Raw genomic sequence first — 15849 nt, 5'->3', positions numbered from 1 at the left:
TTTGGACGGCAATGGAACAGAGCGAGGGCGGGGCGCAAAAGTTGAATTACGCAACCAGCCTCGCTGCGGGGCGGCGCCTCCCCTCGATCGCGGATCCCAAACGCACAAGTGGGGCGTGTCACATATGAGCCATGTCGCTGTCGGTGGCGTACGGCATGATGCGTGACGTGACCGGACGACTGATGCTCCTCGACACCGCCTCCCTGTACTTCCGCGCCTACTTCGGCGTCCCGGATTCGGTGAAGGCACCGGACGGCACGCCGGTGAATGCCGTGCGCGGGCTGCTCGACTTCATCGAACGCCTGGTCCGCGACCACCGGCCGGACCATCTCGTGGCCTGCATGGACGCCGACTGGCGGCCGCACTGGCGGGTGGAGCTGATCCCCTCCTACAAGGCCCACCGCGTCGCCGAGGAGCACGCGGCCGGCCCGGACGAGGAGGAGGTGCCCGACACCCTGTCGCCGCAGGTGCCGGTCATCGAGGCGGTGCTGGACGCGGTGGGCATCGCGCGCGTGGGCGTCGCGGGATACGAGGCCGACGACGTGATCGGCACGTTCACTGCGCGGGCGAAGGGCCCGGTCGACATCGTCACGGGCGACCGCGACCTGTACCAGCTGGTGGACGACGCGCGCGGGGTGCGCGTGCTGTACCCGCTGAAGGGCGTGGGCACGCTGCAGCTCACCGATGAGGCATGGCTCCGTGAGAAGTATGGGGTCGACGGCAGGGGGTACGCGGATCTGGCCCTGCTGCGCGGCGACCCCAGTGACGGCCTGCCGGGCGTGCCGGGCATCGGCGAGAAGACGGCCGCCAAGCTGCTGGCCGAGTTCGGCGACCTGGCCGGGATCCTGGCGGCGGTGGAGGACCGGGGGTCGAAGCTGACGCCGACGCAGCGCAGGCGGCTGGACGAGGCGCGCCCGTATCTCGCGGTCGCGCCGAAGGTGGTCCGGGTCGCGGACGACGTGCCGCTGCCGGACGTCACGACGGCCGTGCCGCGGACGCCGCGCGACCCCGCGGAGCTGGAGGTGCTGGCGGAGCGCTGGGGACTGGGCGGGTCACTGGAGCGCCTGCTGACGACGCTCGCGGCGTGACGGACGTGGGGGCCGGTGGCCGTCCTGAGACCGGTGGCCCTCAACAAGTTCTCATGCGGGAGGTGTCAGGTGGGGGCGAGGTGCTAACTTAGGTAAGCCTAACTACAAGGATCAGGGAGGCCCTCATGGCAGAGCGACCGGGACGCCAGCCGCGCAAGCCGCATTCCGCTCAGGTCGTCCGCACCGAGCGGCTGACCCCCCACATGCAGCGCGTGGTGCTCGGCGGCGAGGGCCTCGCCGACTTCGAGACGGGCACGTGCACCGACCACTACGTGAAGCTGCTGTTCCCGCCCGAGGGCGTGACCTATCCGGAACCCTTCGACCTGCAACGCGTCCGCGACGAGCTGCCGCGCGAACAGTGGCCGGTGACCCGGACGTACACGGTGCGCCAGTGGGACGCCGAACACCGCGAGCTGACGCTCGACTTCGTCATCCACGGCGACGAGGGCCTGGCCGGCCCGTGGGCGGCCCGCGTCCAGCCGGGCGAGACCATGTGGTTCATGGGTCCCGGCGGGGCGTACGCGCCCGACCCGGACGCCGACTGGCACCTGCTCGTCGGCGACGAGAGCGCGCTGCCCGCGATCGCCCGCTCCCTCGAATCGCTGCCGCGCGGGGCCAGGGCCCACGCCTTCATCGAGGTGTCCGGCCCCGAGGAGGAGCAGAAGATCGACTCGGACGTGGACGTCGTCTGGCTGCACCGCGGCGACCGGCCGCTCGGCGAGGCGCTCGTCGAGGCCGTGCGGGATCTCGCGTTCCCCGAGGGCCGCGTGCACGCCTTCGTCCACGGCGAGGCGCACTTCGTGAAGGAACTGCGCCGGCTGCTCCGCGTCGAGCGCGGCCTCGCACGCGAGGACCTGTCGATCTCCGGCTACTGGCGCCGCGGCCACAACGAGGACGGCTGGCAGGCCTCGAAGCGCGAGTGGAACGCCCGCATCGAGGCGGAGCAGGAGAGCACCCCGGCCGCCTGAGCAACAGGCGAGCACGTCACGCCGACCCGGCCTCTGGCGTGCAGCGGCCTCCCGGCATACCGCGGTCAGTCACCCCGCACGCGCGCGTGCAGATGCATGTCGTGCCAGCCGTCCGGGTGCAGGATGGCGCTGCGCTTCGTGCCTTCGAGGGTGAATCCGGTGCGTGAGGCGACCCGGCAGGAGGCCTCGTTGCGCACGGCGTGCAGCAGTTCGAGCCGGTGGAAACCGATCTCGTCGAGCGCCCAGTGGGTGAGTGCGGTCGTGGCCCGGGCTGCGACGCCCCGGCCGCGTGCCGCCGGGACGGTCCAGTACGCCACCTCCGCCGTGCCGTCGTCGAGCCGTATCTCGCGCAGCGCCACCCGCCCCAGCAGCCGGTCGGAGTCCGCGTCGACCACGGCCCACTGCGCCTGATGCCCCTCCTCCCACGCCTGATGCCAGTCGCGGATCCAGCCGGCGACCTCCTCCTCCGAGTCGGCGATCCGGGCGTGCCACTGGTGCATCACGGGGTCCTGGAAGACCTCGTACACCGCGGGCGCGTCCGCGGACCGCCAGGGACGCAGCAGGAGTCCGTCGCCGGTGGGAAGGGTGGGCTGGAGCCGGCCGGGGAAGGCCTCGGCGGTCAGGACCGGGCTGATGAGGAAGGGCATGGCCACATCCTGGCAAGGGGGCGGCGGGCGGCCCCACTGGTTTTCCGCCGCCGCCCGGCCGCCTCGTACGCTGGGCCGCGATGAGACGGAAGACGCGCATCCCGCCCCCTCCCCTGCCGCAGCGCCACGGGGTGGACCCGGTGCGGGTACGGCTGCCCGCCGCGGGGACGTGGGCCACGGTGCGTGAGCATCTGGTGGAGCGGCTCTCGGGAGCCGGTGCCGGTGTCGTCGACGGCATGTTCGACGCGGGACTCGTCGTCGGGGCGGACGGCCGGGCCGTGCCGGCGGACGCGCCGTACGTGCCCGGGATGTTCGTGTGGTTCCACCGGGACCTGCCCGACGAGGTGCCGGTGCCGTTCCCGCTGGAGGTCGTGTACCGGAACGAGCACATCGTCGTCGCCGACAAACCGCACTTCCTCGCCACCACCCCGCGCGGCAGCCATGTCGCCGAGACCGCGCTGGCCCGGCTGCGCCGCGAGCTGGACACCCCCACCCTCGCCGCCGCGCACCGTCTGGACCGGCTCACCGCCGGACTCGTGCTGTTCACCGTGCGCCCCGAGGAGCGCGGCGCGTACCAGACGCTCTTCCGCGACCGGCTCGTGCACAAGGAGTACGAGGCCGTCGCCCCGTACGATCCCGGACTCGCGCTCCCCCGGACCGTGCGCAGCCGGATCGTGAAGGAACGCGGCGAGCTCACCGCCCGGGAGGTGGCGGGCGAGCCCAACGCCGTCAGCCGCGTCGAACTCGTCGCGCACCGCCCGGACGGGGCCGGCGGACTCGCCCGGTACCGGCTGGTGCCGGGCACCGGGCAGACCCACCAGCTGCGCGTGCACATGTCCGCGCTGGGCGTGCCGATCCTCGGCGACCCGCTCTACCCCGAGGTCACCGCTCCGGTGCCGGCCGGTGACTTCCGGCGCCCGCTCCAGTTGCTGGCGCGGGCCCTGGAGTTCACCGACCCGGTCACGGGTGAGGAGCACCGGTTCCGCAGCGGCCGGGTGCTCGCGGCCTGGGCGTCGTACGACCGGTGGGCCGCCGGGGCGTCCGACGGCCCGTCGGACGGTCAGTAACCGCGCCACCAGCTCAGGAAGCGCTGCCAGACGCCCTTGCGGCGGGCCGGTTCCTCCGCGGCCGGCTGCGCCTGCGGCGGTACGGGGGCCGGCTGGGGTTGCGTCGGAGCCGGCTGGTGCTGCGCCGGGGCCGGCTGCGGCTGCGCGGCGGCGACCGGCACGGGCTGCGGCTGCGTGATGCCGATCTGCCAGTCGGAGCGCTGTGCGGGGACGTGGTTGTGGTTCGGCGTCTCCGTCACGTCCTGCGGCGGCTTGGGCGCGAACGCCACCGGCAGGGACACGAGGTGCCGGGAGGCGATGGACGCCGTCCAGCGCAACTCGTCCTCGTCGCAGTCGAGTTCGACGTCCGGCAGCCGCATCAGCAGCGCGTCGACACCGACGTCCGCGATGGAACGGCCGATGTCCTGACCGGGGCACTCGTGCGGGCCGCCGCCGAACGCGAGGTGCGACCGGTTGCCCTGCATGCTCGCCTTCAGGTCCGGCCGCACCCGCGGGTCGACGTTGGCCGGCAGCGGGGCGAACAGCAGCCCGTCACCCCGGCGGATGCGCTGACCGCCCAGTTCCGTCTCCTGCTTGGCGAAGTAGGCGAAGACCGTGCTGAACGGCGGCTCGTTCCACAACGACTGCTCCACCGCCTCCGGCACCGTCATCTGGCCGCCGTTGAGCTGGGCCCGGAAGCGCGGGTCGATCAGCACCGTGAGCAGCACGTTGGACAGCAGGTTGGTGGTGGCCTCGTAGGCGGCGAAGAGGACCAGGCGCAGGTGCTCCCTGACCTCGTCGTCGGTCAGCCGGGCCGGGTGGGTGATCAGGTAGCTGGCCAGGTCCTCCTCCGGCTGGGCGCGGCGCCGGGTGGTGAGCCGGCTCAGGGCGTCCATGACGTAGGAGTGGCTGGCGATCGCCGTCTCGGTGCCCTTGAGGGCGTCGCGGGCGGCCTCGACGAGACGGTCGTTGTACTCCTCGGGCATGCCGAGGATCTCGCACATCACCGCCATCGGCAGGTGCTCGGCGAACTGGCCGACAAGGTCCGCCTCGCCCTCCTCGCAGAACCGGTTGACGATGGCCTGCGTGCTGCGGTTGATGTAGCGGCGCAGGCTGCGGAAGTCGATGGTCGAGATGGCGCCCTGGACCGCGCCGCGCAGCCGCTTGTGCTCGTCGCCCTCGGCGTGCGAGGCGATGGGCTGCCACGCGATGTGCGGCATCAGCGGGTGGTCGGGCTTGACCAGGCCGTCCTTGAGCGGGGTCCAGATACGGCTGTCCCGGCAGAACTGCGTGGGCGAGCGCACCATGTGCAGGTTCTCGGCGTGGCCGAGCACGATCCAGATCGGTACGTCGTCGTGGAGCAGCACGGGCGCCACGGGGCCGTGCTCCTTCCGCAGCTGCTCGTACAGCCCTGCCAGGTCCTCCGACTCGTGCAGCCGGTGCAGCCCGCCCGGCCCGAGGCCGTGGGCGGGGCAGCCGGGGGGCGGGCCGGGCAGAGGGGTGTCCGTACCCGTCGAGGCGTGGGATTCAGGCGTCACAGTGGTCGCTCCGAAACTTTCCAGGTGTCTGGGGGGAGGTGTGGGGTGGGACGGAACCGGATCAGGTGAGCGAGCCCGTCATGGCGAGCGAGTGCAGGAAGCGCATGAGGGTCATCAGGACGTCGCGGCTGGAGGCCCGCCGCCGCGCGTCGCACTCCATGATCGGGATGTCCGGGGAGAGGTCGAGCGCCGTGCGCAGCTCCTCGATGGCGTAACGGGGCGCGTCCGGGAAGGAGTTGATGGCGACCACGAACGGCACGCCGCGCTCCTCCAGACGCCCCATGACGTCGAAGCTGACCTCCAGACGGCGGGTGTCGACCAGCACCACCGCGCCGAGCGCGCCCTCGAACAGGCCGTTCCACAGGAACCAGAAGCGCTGCTGCCCGGGTGTGCCGAAGAGGTACAGCACGAGCTGGTCGGTGATGCTGATCCGGCCGAAGTCCATCGCCACGGTCGTGGCCGTCTTGGACGCGGAACCGAAGTTGTCGTCGACACCGATGCCGGCCTGCGTCATGGTCTCCTCGGTGGTCAGCGGTTTGATCTCGCTGACCGAGCCGACCATGGTCGTCTTTCCGACACCGAAGCCCCCAACGATCACGATCTTGGCCGCGGCCTGTGCCGTGTGGGGCAACTGGTCCTCGGCCCGGGGGCCCGGGATGGTGTCAGAGCCGTTGAAGTCCATTCATCACCGCTTCGAGGAGGGAACGGTCGGGGAGCGCCTGGCGGACGATCGGGGAGCGCGCCGTCACCAGATCCGCCGTCAGCAACTCGGTGAGCAGCACGCCCATGGCGCTGAACGGCAGGCTGAGGTAGGCCGACAGCTCGGCCACGGACAGGGGGGCGGCGCAGAGCCGGAGCAACGCCGCCTGCTCGGGCGAGGCGGAGGGCGGCGGGTCCGTGGCCCGCGCCACGATTAACGTCACCAGGTCGAGCTCGGCCCGTTCACCGTCCGGGCCGGCCACCACGTACATGCGCTCCGGGTTGCGGACCTTGCCCTCGCCCTCCTCGGGCTTGGGCGGTTCCGCAGCGGGCTCGCGCCTCTGGCGTTGGGGAGGCGTCATACGATCTGCCCGTTCCGCCGGGGCGGACTGGTCAGATGGCCGCCGATGCGGACGACGAGGTCGCGCATCATCGCGCTCATCCGGCCGGGTTCGCACCGCACGTCGGAGAGCACCGCGAGGAAGGCGTTGGCTCCGGCGCTCATCAGGTAGAAGTAGCCGCGGTCGATCTCGATCATGACGAGCTTCATCTCGCCGTCGCCGACGGTGAGTTCCTGGCAGACGCTGCCCGCGAGGGACTGCAGGCCGGCGCAGGCCGCGGCGACCCGGTCGGCCGCGTCGGGCTCGCCGCCGTAGCGGGCGATGCGCAGACCGTCGGCCGACAGCACCACGATCATCTCGATGCCCGGCACGCCGTCGGCGAGCTGCTTAAGCATCCAGTCGAAGTTGCCTCGCTGCTGGATCACTTGAGGTCCCCCTCGTCATCGGCCTCGGTGGGGGCCGGGTCGTTGAGCAGGTGCAGGTACTTGGTCGGGTTCCGGATGAAGTCGGTGGGGTGGGTGCCGGGCTCGATGCCCTGCTTGAGCCCCTCCCAGAAGGCCTCGAGGCCCTTGCCTGGGGCGTCGGGGGCGTTCATGTCGCGCAGGGGCTTGGGCTCCGGCTCGGGCGTCGCCCACGGGTTCGCCTCGCCCCGTGCCGCGGCCTCCCGGTCCTCCCGGTCGTAGGCGGCCTGCTGGGCGATCCGCTCGGTGAGGGACGTCTTCACCCGGCTGCGGCGCTGCGGCAGGCCGTTGGGCGTCCACTCGGTGACCACAGGGACGTCGTCGTCCTCCAGGGAGACCGTCTCGGGGATGCGCGGGTTGGTGGGGCGGCGCTTCTTGGGCGTGCGCTTCGGGCCCTCGGGGATGCCGACCGGCATGGGGATGCCGGTGGCGCCGATGCCGTGGGCGAGTCCGACGCCGGGCTCGTGGGTGATCATCTCGCTCGGCACGATGAGGATGGCGCGGACGCCGCCGTACGCGGAAGCGCGCAACGAGACCTGCATGTTGTACGCCGAGCAGAGGCGACCGACGACGGCGAGGCCGAGGCGCGGGTGCTCGCCGATGTCCTGGAGGTCGACGCCCGCCTTGGCGGCCTCCAGCATGCCCTCGATCCGGGCGCGTGCCTCCTCGTTGAGGTTGACACCGCCGTCCTCGATCTCGATGCAGACGCCGGTCTGCACCTCGGTGGCGGTGACGTGCACCTTGGTCTGCGGCGGCGAGTAGCGCGTGGCGTTGTCGAGGAGTTCGGCGGCGGCGTGGATGACCGGCTCGACGTAGATGCCCTTGACGCTGACCTTGGCGATGGAGGACAGCTGGATGCGCCGGTACTCCAGGATGCGGGACATGGCGCCGCGCAGGGTGCTGTAGAGGGACACCGGCTCGGGCCACTGCCGTCCGGGGCGGCCGCCGCCGAGTACGGAGACGGAGTCGGCGAGGCGGCCGATCAGGGCGTTGCCGTGGTCGATGCGCAGCAGGTCGTCGAAGACCTCGGGGTTGCGGCCGTGATCCTCCTCCATCTCCCGGAGCTCCTCGGCCTGCTGGTGGATGATCGCCTGGACGCGGCGGGCGACACTGACGAAGGAGCGCGCGGCGGCGTCGCGCATGGTCACTTCGCGGTCGACGATCTTCAGCACCGTCAGCAGCGTCTCGGCCTGCGGCGCGGGCAGGTCGCGGTACTCGGGGTTGGCGAGGCCGAGCTTGCGAATCACCTCCCTGGGGGATTCTCCGGTGCTCAGCAGCCGGAGCGCCGCGGGGATGATCTCCCGCGAGAAGCGGACCAACTCGTTCTCGTGGGCCGCGATCCGCTGTTCCAGATGCACGGTGTGACGCGCGTGCTCGCCCCGCTGCTTGCGCAGGGCACGGCCGCGGCGCACCGCCTCGGCCGCCGTCGCGATCACCAGCACGGTGGCGATACCACCGCACCAGCCGACGGCGAGCCGGGCCGGCGCCGTCACCAGGGCGACAGCGGCTCCGGTCGCCGCGGCCATCACTATGGCCGGCAGCAGCAGCACGCGCGCGTAGGGAAGTTCACCGCGACCGGGAGGGGATTGAACACTCACCATGTGGGCCTTCTGAAAGGAGTCGGCTGGGGTTCGGGAGGACTTGCAGGGGGGTATGTCATGAAGCTGTAGGACTCTTCCGCACATTGGGGAACAAGCGCACGAATTCAGCTCAAGCCGGTGCGCTGCGGGCGAGCTTAGTCCGACCGGATCATCGCCGTGTCATATTCAGCAACTGCCGGAAACCGGACGCGAAGGGATAGTACGCTCAGCCGTTTACACGCTGCGACACCGTTCGAATACAGCCCGTAATGGCGAACGGACATGCGAAAGCCCCTCACCGCATCGAGTGAGAGGCTTCAGCGAAACGCCCCCTCAAGGGCGCGGGGAACTGCGCGAGCAAACACGAACAACCGGCACCCGCGCAGCGACAATCACCCCACCGACGAGTAGGCGACAACTCCCCGCAGCAACAGATCAACGGCCTTACGGGCGTTCTTCACCACGGAAGACCCTTGCGGAGCCGCCGCAGCGATCTGCCCCAGCACGTCAATGACCTGCTTGCACCACCGCACGAAATCCCCCGCCGGCATCTCCGCCTCGCGCAGCACCTCGTCGAGCCCCTTCCCGGAGGCCCACATGTACGCGGCCCACGCGAACCCGAGGTCCGGCTCCCGCTGCCCGACCCCCTCGGTCTGGCTGATCCGGAACTCCTCCTCCAGCGCGTCCAGCCGCCCCCAGATCCGCACCATCTCGCCCAGCGCGGCCTTGGCCTTGCCCGACGGCAGCTTCGGCGCCAGCGCGTCGTCCCCGACGCGCGCCTCGTACACCAACGCCGAGACGCATCCCGCCAGTTCGGCCGGGCCGAGCCCTTCCCAGACGCCCTCGCGCAGACACTCGCTGGCAAGCAGGTCCAGCTCGCCGTACAGCCGCGCGAGCCGTTTGCCGTGCTCGGTGACCTCGTCGCCGCGCAGGTAGTCCATCTCGGTCAGCAGCGCCACGATCCGGTCGAACGTCCGCGCGATCGTGTTCGTACGGCCCTCGATGCGCCGCTCCAGCTGCGAGGTGTCCCGCAGCAGCCGGTGGTACCGCTCGGCCCAACGGGCGTGGTCCTCACGGTCGTTGCACCCGTGGCAGGGATGCGCGCGCAGGGCGGTCCGCAGCCGGGTGATCTCGCGGTCGTCGGCCGCCTGGGAGCGCCGCTTGCGGGCCCGGTCGGCCGGGATGTGCCCGGCCTTGGTCCGCAGCGCGGACGCGAGGTCTCGACGGGACTGCGGGGAACGGGGGTTGAAGGACTTCGGGATCCTCATCCGCTCCAGCGGCTCGACCGGCACCGGGAAGTCGATGGCCGCCAGCCGCTTCACCTGCCGCTCGGCGGTCAGCACCAGCGGGCGCGGCCCGTCGTGGTGCTCGAATCCGCGATGGCCGTTCGAACGGCCCGCGGGCAGGCCCGGGTCCAGCACCAGGGCCAGGCCCGCGTACTTGCCGGTGGGCACGTGGATGACGTCACCGGGCTTCAGCTTCTCCAGCGCGACCGCGGCCTCCGCGCGCCGCTGTGCCGCACCCTGCCGGGCCAGCTCGTTCTCCCGGTCCTTCAGTTCGCGGCGCAGCCGCGCGTACTCCTCGAAGTCGCCGAGGTGGCAGGTCATGGAGGCCTTGTAGCCCTCGAGGCCCTCCTCGTTGCGCTGCACCTGCCGGGAGATCCCGACGACCGACTTGTCCGCCTGGAACTGCGCGAAGGACGTCTCCAGCAGCTCGCGCGAGCGGTGCCGGCCGAACTGCTCGACCAGGTTGACCGCCATGTTGTACGAGGGCTTGAAGCTGGACCGCAGCGGGTAGGTGCGCGTGCCGGCCAGGCCCGCCAGGTGCTCCGGGTTCATGCCGCGCTGCCACAGCACCACGGCGTGGCCCTCGACGTCGATGCCGCGCCGCCCGGCCCGCCCGGTCAGCTGCGTGAACTCGCCCGGGGTGATGTCGGCGTGCTGCTCGCCGTTCCACTTGACGAGCTTCTCCAGCACCACCGAACGGGCGGGCATGTTGATGCCGAGGGCGAGGGTCTCGGTCGCGAACACGGCCTTGACCAGGCCGCGTACGAACAGCTCCTCGACGACCTCCTTGAAGGTCGGCAGCATGCCCGCGTGGTGGGCGGCGATACCGCGCTCCAGGCCCTCCACCCACTCGTAGTAGCCGAGGACGTGCAGGTCCTCACGCGGGATGGACGCCGTGCGCTCCTCGACGAGGGAGCGGACCCGTTCGCGTGCCTCCTCGTCGTTCAGCCGGAGGCCCGCGTACAGGCACTGCTGGACGGCGGCCTCGCAGGCGGCGCGGCTGAAGATGAAGGTGATGGCGGGCAGCAGCCCCTCGGCGTCGAGCCGCTCGATGACCTCGGGCCGGCTCGGCGTCCAGACCCGGGAGCGCTGTCTGCGCTCCCGCTCGCGGTCGGCCTCGCGCAGCCGGCCGCGACGGCGGTCCTGGAACGACGGCCGGGTCGCCTCCATGCGCGCCATACGCGTGAGGTCGGGGTTGACGGCCTTCTTGTGGCCCTCGCCCTCCTCGAACAGGTCGTACATCCGCCGACCGGCCAGCACGTGCTGGAACAACGGCACGGGCCGGTGCTCGGAGACGATCACCTCGGTGTCGCCGCGGACCGTGTCGAGCCAGTCGCCGAACTCCTCGGCGTTCGACACGGTCGCCGAGAGGGAGACGAGCGTGACCGACTCGGGGAGGTGGATGATCACCTCTTCCCAGACGGCGCCGCGGAACCGGTCGGAGAGGTAGTGCACCTCGTCCATGACCACGTAGCCGAGGCCCAGGAGGGTCTGGGAACCGGCGTACAGCATGTTCCGCAGCACCTCGGTGGTCATCACGACCACCGGGGCGTCGGAGTTGACGCTGTTGTCGCCGGTGAGCAGGCCCACCTTGTCCGTGCCGTAACGGCGGCACAGGTCGGCGTACTTCTGGTTCGACAGGGCCTTGATGGGTGTCGTGTAGAAGCACTTCTTGCCCTGCTGGAGGGCGAGGTGGACGGCGAACTCGCCTACGATCGTCTTGCCGGAGCCGGTGGGCGCGGCGACCAGCACGCCCTTCCCCGCCTCGAGCGCCTGGCAGGCCTCGATCTGGAAGGGGTCGAGGCCGAAGTCGTACATCTCGCGGAAGGAGGCGAGCGCGGTGGCCTGCTCGGCAGCACGCTTACGGGCTGCCGCGTACCGCTCGGCCGGTGAGAGATCCTCTGTCATCGTGCTTTCGAGCGTACCGGGCCGCACTGACAACAGGACGATCATTATCCGGATCCGTTCCTGTGAAACCGGGGATAGGCGCAGCTCAGGGGCAGCGCGGCTCAGGGGCCGACGATCCGCACGCCCCCGCGCACGCAGCGCGCGGTCAGCGGCAGCGGGCCGAGCGGTTCCCCGTCCGCGTACCCGGTGATCCCGTCGGCGGCGATCTCGACCCGGGCCGCCCGCAGCACGGTCACCTTCGGATGTTCGACGTGCGTCCCCCGGTACACCCGCGGGAACACCCGCAGCAGCGTCGTACGGTCGCAGTCCCCGACCACGGTGATGTCGAACAGCCCGTCGGTCAGGTCGGCGCCGGGGCAGATCCGCATGCCGCCGCCGTACGACGAGCCGTTGCCGACGGCGACGAGCGTCGCCTCGATCTCGCGGACCTCGCCGTCGTCGAGGCGGATCCGGTACGGCACGGGCCGGAACGCGGCGAGTTCGGCGATCATCGCGAGGTCGTACTTGAAGCGGCCGGAGGGCCACCGCATGCGATTGCCCCGGTCGTTGACCCGGGAGTCGAAGCCGGAGGCGAGGACCGTGCCGAACCAGTGGTCCCCCACCCGGCCGAGGTCGATGTCGCGGAGCCGGCCGCACTTGAGGGCGTCGGCGATCATGCGGCCCGCGGCGGCCGGCTCGCGCACGGGCAGACCGAGGGCGCGGGCGAAGTCGTTGCCGGTGCCGACCGCGACCAGGCCGAGCGGGGTGCTCGTGCCCGCGACCGCCCGCAGGGCGAGATGGGCCATCCCGTCACCGCCGACGGCTATCAGCGCTCCGGTGCCGCCCGCGACGGCGGCACGCGCGCGGATGAGGGCGTCCGCGGCGTCCTCCCCGAGCACCGTACGCACCGAGTAACCGGCCGCCCGCAGAGCGGAAGCGGCCGGCTGCGCCGCGCGGGCGCCCCGGCCGCGACCCGCGGTGGGGTTGACGAAGAGGGTGATCTCGCTGGTCACGCGACCGACCCTATGAGCTGCCCGCGGATCTTCAGGTCACGTCGTCATAACCGTTGACCCGGTCCGTGCGGTCCCCGCTCGCCTGCTCGGGCAGGGCGGCGCGGCTGGTCGTCACGGGCTCGATCTCCCCGATGTCCTCGGGGGTGAGGTCCAGCTCGGAGGCCTCGTCGTCGTCGGGGCCGAGGGCCTCGCGACGGTTGCGGCGGCGGTCGTTGACCAGGGAGAAGGCGACCGCGGCGAAGTAGAGGATCCAGATGGGCGCCGCGAGGGCCAGCATGGTCAACGGGTCGGTGCTGGGCGTGGCGATGGCCGCGAACACCGTGATGCCCATGATCATGCCGCGCCACCAGCCGAGCATGCGCTTACCGGTGAGCACCCCGGTGAGGTTGAGCATGACCAGCAGCAGAGGCAGCTCGAAGGAGAGGCCGAAGACGAGCACCATCCGCATGACCAGGTCGAGCAGGTCGTCCAGCGGGAGGAGGTTGGACGTGCCGCCCGGGGTGAATTCGAGCAGCACCTTCGCGGTGGTGGGAAGGACCGTGTACGCGAAGTAGGCACCGACGATGAACAGCGGGGCGCCCGTGGCCACGAAGCCGTAGGCGTACTTCTTCTCATGCCGGTGCAGGCCGGGCGCGACGAAGGCCCACAGCTGGTAGAGCCAGATCGGCGAGGCCAGGACGACACCGGCCATCAGGGACACCTTCAGCGCCAGCGTGAAGGGGGTGAGCAGGCCGTTGATGGTGATCTGCGCGCACGGCTTCGAACCCGGCTGCGACTGGGCCAGTTCCGCGAAGGTCTTGTCACAGCCGACCGAGTCGAGGATCGGCTTGGTGATCAAGTTGATGATGTCGTTGTAGAAGAAGGCGGCGAAGACCGTGACGACGACGATCGCCAGAATCGCCTTGGCGAGCCGGTTGCGGAGCTCGCGAAGGTGCTCCGCGAGGGGCATCCGCCCCTCGGGATCCCTCTCCTTTTTGCGGGCAGACTTCAGCAACCCACGTTCCCATCTCGTGCGGCGGGCCGGAGGTCACCGGCCCTGCGTCAGCGCTTGGTCGTGTCCGTCGGCTCGTTGACCGGGCGGGAGCTGGTCACGTCACCGGGCGCTGCCTGGATGGTGCGCTGCGAGGGCTCGTCGTTGTTGGGCGGGCCGGCCGGAGTCGTGGACGTCTTGCCTTCGTCCTTCATGGCCTTGGCCTCGCTCTTGAGGATGCGGGCCGACTTGCCGAGCGACCGAGCCATGTCCGGAAGCTTCTTCGCGCCGAACAGCAGGATGATGACGACGAGGATGAGAATGATCTCGGGGGCTCCGAGCCTTCCGAACATAAGTCTTTACCTTCTCACCGAGGCGGCTGTGGTGGGGTGCTGTCCGACCGGTCGGACAAGTGTCCGAACGATCGTGTTGACAGCGATCGTAACGCTCAGGGGTAAACGTGAGGCAATCCCTCTGCATCCCCTGTGCGTACTCCCGTCCGCGGCCAGTGCCTCGTTAACCGGGCCGCGACCAGCAGCGTACCTGTCCGAACCGCCGAGGTGACAGGGCGAAGTGTCCCAATGCCGGACTCACAGCCGTCTGCCGGACAGCTCACAGGGCGTCCACGGACCGGGCCGTGCTCTCCGCCGCCCGTTCCAGGTCCTCAGCGGCCCGGCTGATACGGCGCGCCGAGTCCGAGACCTGGCTGCCCAGGCGCTGTGCCTCGACGAAGACCCGCACGGCGAGCACCCCGAGCACGGCGAGACCCACGAATCCCACGGCAATCGCGAACATCGGCCAGAACATGACGCCGAGCCTAGACCCTTCGCACGGGCCGGATTCCCCGGCCCACTAGACGGTGGAGTGCAGCCGCAGGGTGCGTACCCCGCCGTCGGTGAGCAGTTCCACGATCCGCTCCCCCGCGGGCTTGCGGACGGCGGCGCCGCACTCCGGGCAGGTGAAGGAGTAGAAGGTGGTGCGGCTCGTGGCGCCGATGGCGAGGCGCAGGGCGCCCGCGGTGAGTTCGAAGCGCTCCCGGCAGTTCGGGCAGCCCGCCCGGAACACCACCGGGGCCACGCTCCTCATCCCGGCGAACGCGGACTCCACCGTCATGCCCGCCGCACCGGACGTCACCGACTCGCTCACAGCCCTGGCTCCTCTTTCTCGGGTCGTTCGCCTCGCGGGCGCCACGGCCGGTGTCGCGGGACGACCGTCTCCGGCCGTCGACGCCGGTGGCACCCGCGGCTCACTCGCGTCTGCCGTCCGGCCCGTCCGCGACGGCGTGCACCGCACGCGGCCCGCCCGCGTCACCGGCCCCGGCGGCCGCCTCCACGGCCTCGATCCCGTCGTACGCCGCCAGCGCCTCGCGGGCCGCCTGCCGGGCGCTGTCCGCCAGCTCGGGCGGCGACACGATGCGGCCGTCCCGCCCGAGCCGCAGCGCCAGTCGCCGCAGCGACGCCGGTTCAGGGGTCCGCAGAGTGATACGCAGGCCGCCGTCCGGGAGCTCGTCCGCACTGTCGTGCGGGTAGTACTCGGCGACCCAGCGGCCGCCGGGCCCGACCTCGACCACGACCTCCGGGTCCTCGGCCGCGGGCTGCACCAGCGCCTCGGACAGGTCCCGCAGCTCGATTTCGGGCGGCGCCGACGGCTCGTCGAGGATCTTGATCTCGGCGACCCGGTCGAGCCGGAAGGTGCGGCGCGCCTCCGAGCGGCGGCACCAGGCCTCGACATACGTGTGCCCGACGCTGACCAGGCGGATCGGGTCGATCTCCCGCTCGGTGACCTCGTCGCGCGCGGGCGAGTAGTAGCGGATCCACAGTCGGCGGCGCTCGGCGATCGCCCGGTCGACGTCCGCGAAGACCCCGCCCTCGGACTCGAAGGTCACCGACAGCCGCGAGCTGGCGCCCGCCGCCTCACCGGCCGCCGCCTCCACCTTGGCCGTGGCCCGCAGCAGGGCCTGCCGGTCGCTCTCGCGCAGTCCGGGCAGCGTGGCCACGGCCCGGGCGGCGACGAGCAGGGCGGTGGCCTCGTCGGCGGCGAGCCTGAGCGGCTCCGCCGCCTCCGCCGCGAGGGCGGCCGGGTTGTGCCACCAGATGCGCTCGCCGTCGGTGTCGATGTCGAGCAGGTCACCGCCGCGGAAGCTGGTGCCGCACATGGGCAGCACGTCGAGGTCGGAGACCAGCTCGTCCTCGGTGATGCCGAAGGCGCGCGCGACGTCCTCGACGCGGGCTCCGGGCCGCTCCCTCAGATACGTCACCAGGGAGAGCATCCGTCTGGTCTGGTCGATGGCGTTCACGGGCCTGACCGGTTTGCCTGCCACTGTCT

Annotated in this window: 16 protein-coding genes; 3 read left to right on the top strand and 13 right to left on the bottom strand. The window is 71.2% G+C overall.

Translation table 11 applies throughout. The features are described 5' to 3' along the window. Nucleotides 1–131: 131 nt before the first annotated feature. Together ABZ192_RS18680 and ABZ192_RS18675 are read left to right on the top strand one after the other, a co-directional pair. Nucleotides 132–1088 (top strand): 5'-3' exonuclease, encoded by a 957-nt coding sequence (locus ABZ192_RS18680; protein WP_356925562.1) that lies wholly within the window; start codon nucleotides 132–134, stop codon nucleotides 1086–1088. 125 nt (nucleotides 1089–1213) lie between these two features. Then, entirely contained in the window at nucleotides 1214–2056 is an 843-nt protein-coding gene (locus tag ABZ192_RS18675; protein ID WP_356925561.1) for a siderophore-interacting protein, read from the top strand. A 65-nt stretch (nucleotides 2057–2121) separates the two neighbouring features. On the opposite strand, the gene ABZ192_RS18670 is transcribed toward ABZ192_RS18675, so the two are convergent. Beyond that, nucleotides 2122–2703: a GNAT family N-acetyltransferase gene (locus tag ABZ192_RS18670; RefSeq protein ID WP_356925560.1), complete on the bottom strand. Its 582-nt coding sequence runs from the start codon at nucleotides 2701–2703 to the stop codon at nucleotides 2122–2124. Between the two features lie 80 nt (nucleotides 2704–2783). On the opposite strand from ABZ192_RS18670, the gene ABZ192_RS18665 reads away from it, so the two are divergent. Then, entirely contained in the window at nucleotides 2784–3770 is a 987-nt protein-coding gene (locus ABZ192_RS18665; protein ID WP_356925559.1) for an RluA family pseudouridine synthase, read from the top strand. Here ABZ192_RS18665 and ABZ192_RS18660 read toward each other — a convergent pair. The 12 genes from ABZ192_RS18660 to ABZ192_RS18605 all read right to left on the bottom strand — a co-directional run bounded on the left by ABZ192_RS18660 (nucleotide 3764) and on the right by ABZ192_RS18605 (nucleotide 15844). Then, a complete protein-coding gene (locus ABZ192_RS18660) occupies nucleotides 3764–5287 on the bottom strand; it encodes a cytochrome P450 (protein WP_356925558.1) in 1524 nt (507 codons plus the stop codon). The genes ABZ192_RS18665 and ABZ192_RS18660 overlap by 7 nt on opposite strands. A 61-nt stretch (nucleotides 5288–5348) precedes the next feature. After that, nucleotides 5349–5969: an ATP/GTP-binding protein gene (locus ABZ192_RS18655; RefSeq protein WP_356925557.1), complete on the bottom strand. Its 621-nt coding sequence runs from the start codon at nucleotides 5967–5969 to the stop codon at nucleotides 5349–5351. Continuing rightward, nucleotides 5950–6348, bottom strand: a complete 399-nt coding sequence (locus ABZ192_RS18650) for a DUF742 domain-containing protein (RefSeq protein ID WP_356925556.1) — start codon at nucleotides 6346–6348, stop codon at nucleotides 5950–5952. Before ABZ192_RS18650 ends, ABZ192_RS18655 begins: the two co-directional genes overlap by 20 nt. Continuing rightward, entirely contained in the window at nucleotides 6345–6752 is a 408-nt protein-coding gene (locus tag ABZ192_RS18645) for a roadblock/LC7 domain-containing protein (RefSeq protein WP_031141974.1), read from the bottom strand. Before ABZ192_RS18645 ends, ABZ192_RS18650 begins: the two co-directional genes overlap by 4 nt. Beyond that, on the bottom strand, nucleotides 6749–8389 hold the full coding sequence (locus ABZ192_RS18640; RefSeq protein WP_356925555.1) for an ATP-binding protein: 1641 nt from the start codon (nucleotides 8387–8389) through the stop codon (nucleotides 6749–6751). Before ABZ192_RS18640 ends, ABZ192_RS18645 begins: the two co-directional genes overlap by 4 nt. Before the next feature lie 371 nt (nucleotides 8390–8760). Then, entirely contained in the window at nucleotides 8761–11607 is a 2847-nt protein-coding gene (locus tag ABZ192_RS18635) for a DEAD/DEAH box helicase (protein ID WP_356925554.1), read from the bottom strand. 56 nt (nucleotides 11608–11663) lie between these two features. Next, nucleotides 11664–12554 (bottom strand): diacylglycerol kinase, encoded by an 891-nt coding sequence (locus ABZ192_RS18630; RefSeq protein WP_356925553.1) that lies wholly within the window; start codon nucleotides 12552–12554, stop codon nucleotides 11664–11666. Nucleotides 12555–12585: 31 nt separating this feature from the next. After that, nucleotides 12586–13548: a twin-arginine translocase subunit TatC gene (gene tatC, locus ABZ192_RS18625; RefSeq protein ID WP_356925552.1), complete on the bottom strand. Its 963-nt coding sequence runs from the start codon at nucleotides 13546–13548 to the stop codon at nucleotides 12586–12588. Between the two features lie 47 nt (nucleotides 13549–13595). Next, nucleotides 13596–13877 carry a Sec-independent protein translocase subunit TatA gene (gene tatA, locus ABZ192_RS18620; RefSeq protein WP_356925551.1) on the bottom strand — a complete coding sequence of 94 codons (282 nt, stop codon included), beginning with the start codon at nucleotides 13875–13877 and terminating at the stop codon, nucleotides 13596–13598. 259 nt (nucleotides 13878–14136) lie between these two features. Next, nucleotides 14137–14331 carry a hypothetical protein gene (locus tag ABZ192_RS18615; RefSeq protein ID WP_356925550.1) on the bottom strand — a complete coding sequence of 65 codons (195 nt, stop codon included), beginning with the start codon at nucleotides 14329–14331 and terminating at the stop codon, nucleotides 14137–14139. 45 nt (nucleotides 14332–14376) lie between these two features. Next, entirely contained in the window at nucleotides 14377–14670 is a 294-nt protein-coding gene (locus tag ABZ192_RS18610; RefSeq protein WP_356925549.1) for a hypothetical protein, read from the bottom strand. Nucleotides 14671–14770: 100 nt separating this feature from the next. Continuing rightward, entirely contained in the window at nucleotides 14771–15844 is a 1074-nt protein-coding gene (locus ABZ192_RS18605) for a WYL domain-containing protein (RefSeq protein WP_356925548.1), read from the bottom strand. Between the last annotated feature and the right edge of the window lie 5 nt (nucleotides 15845–15849).

It is taken from the genome of Streptomyces sp. NPDC006235 (assembly GCF_040613735.1).
Lineage (GTDB): Bacteria > Actinomycetota > Actinomycetes > Streptomycetales > Streptomycetaceae > Streptomyces.
This window is presented reverse-complemented; position numbering and strand designations above follow the sequence as displayed.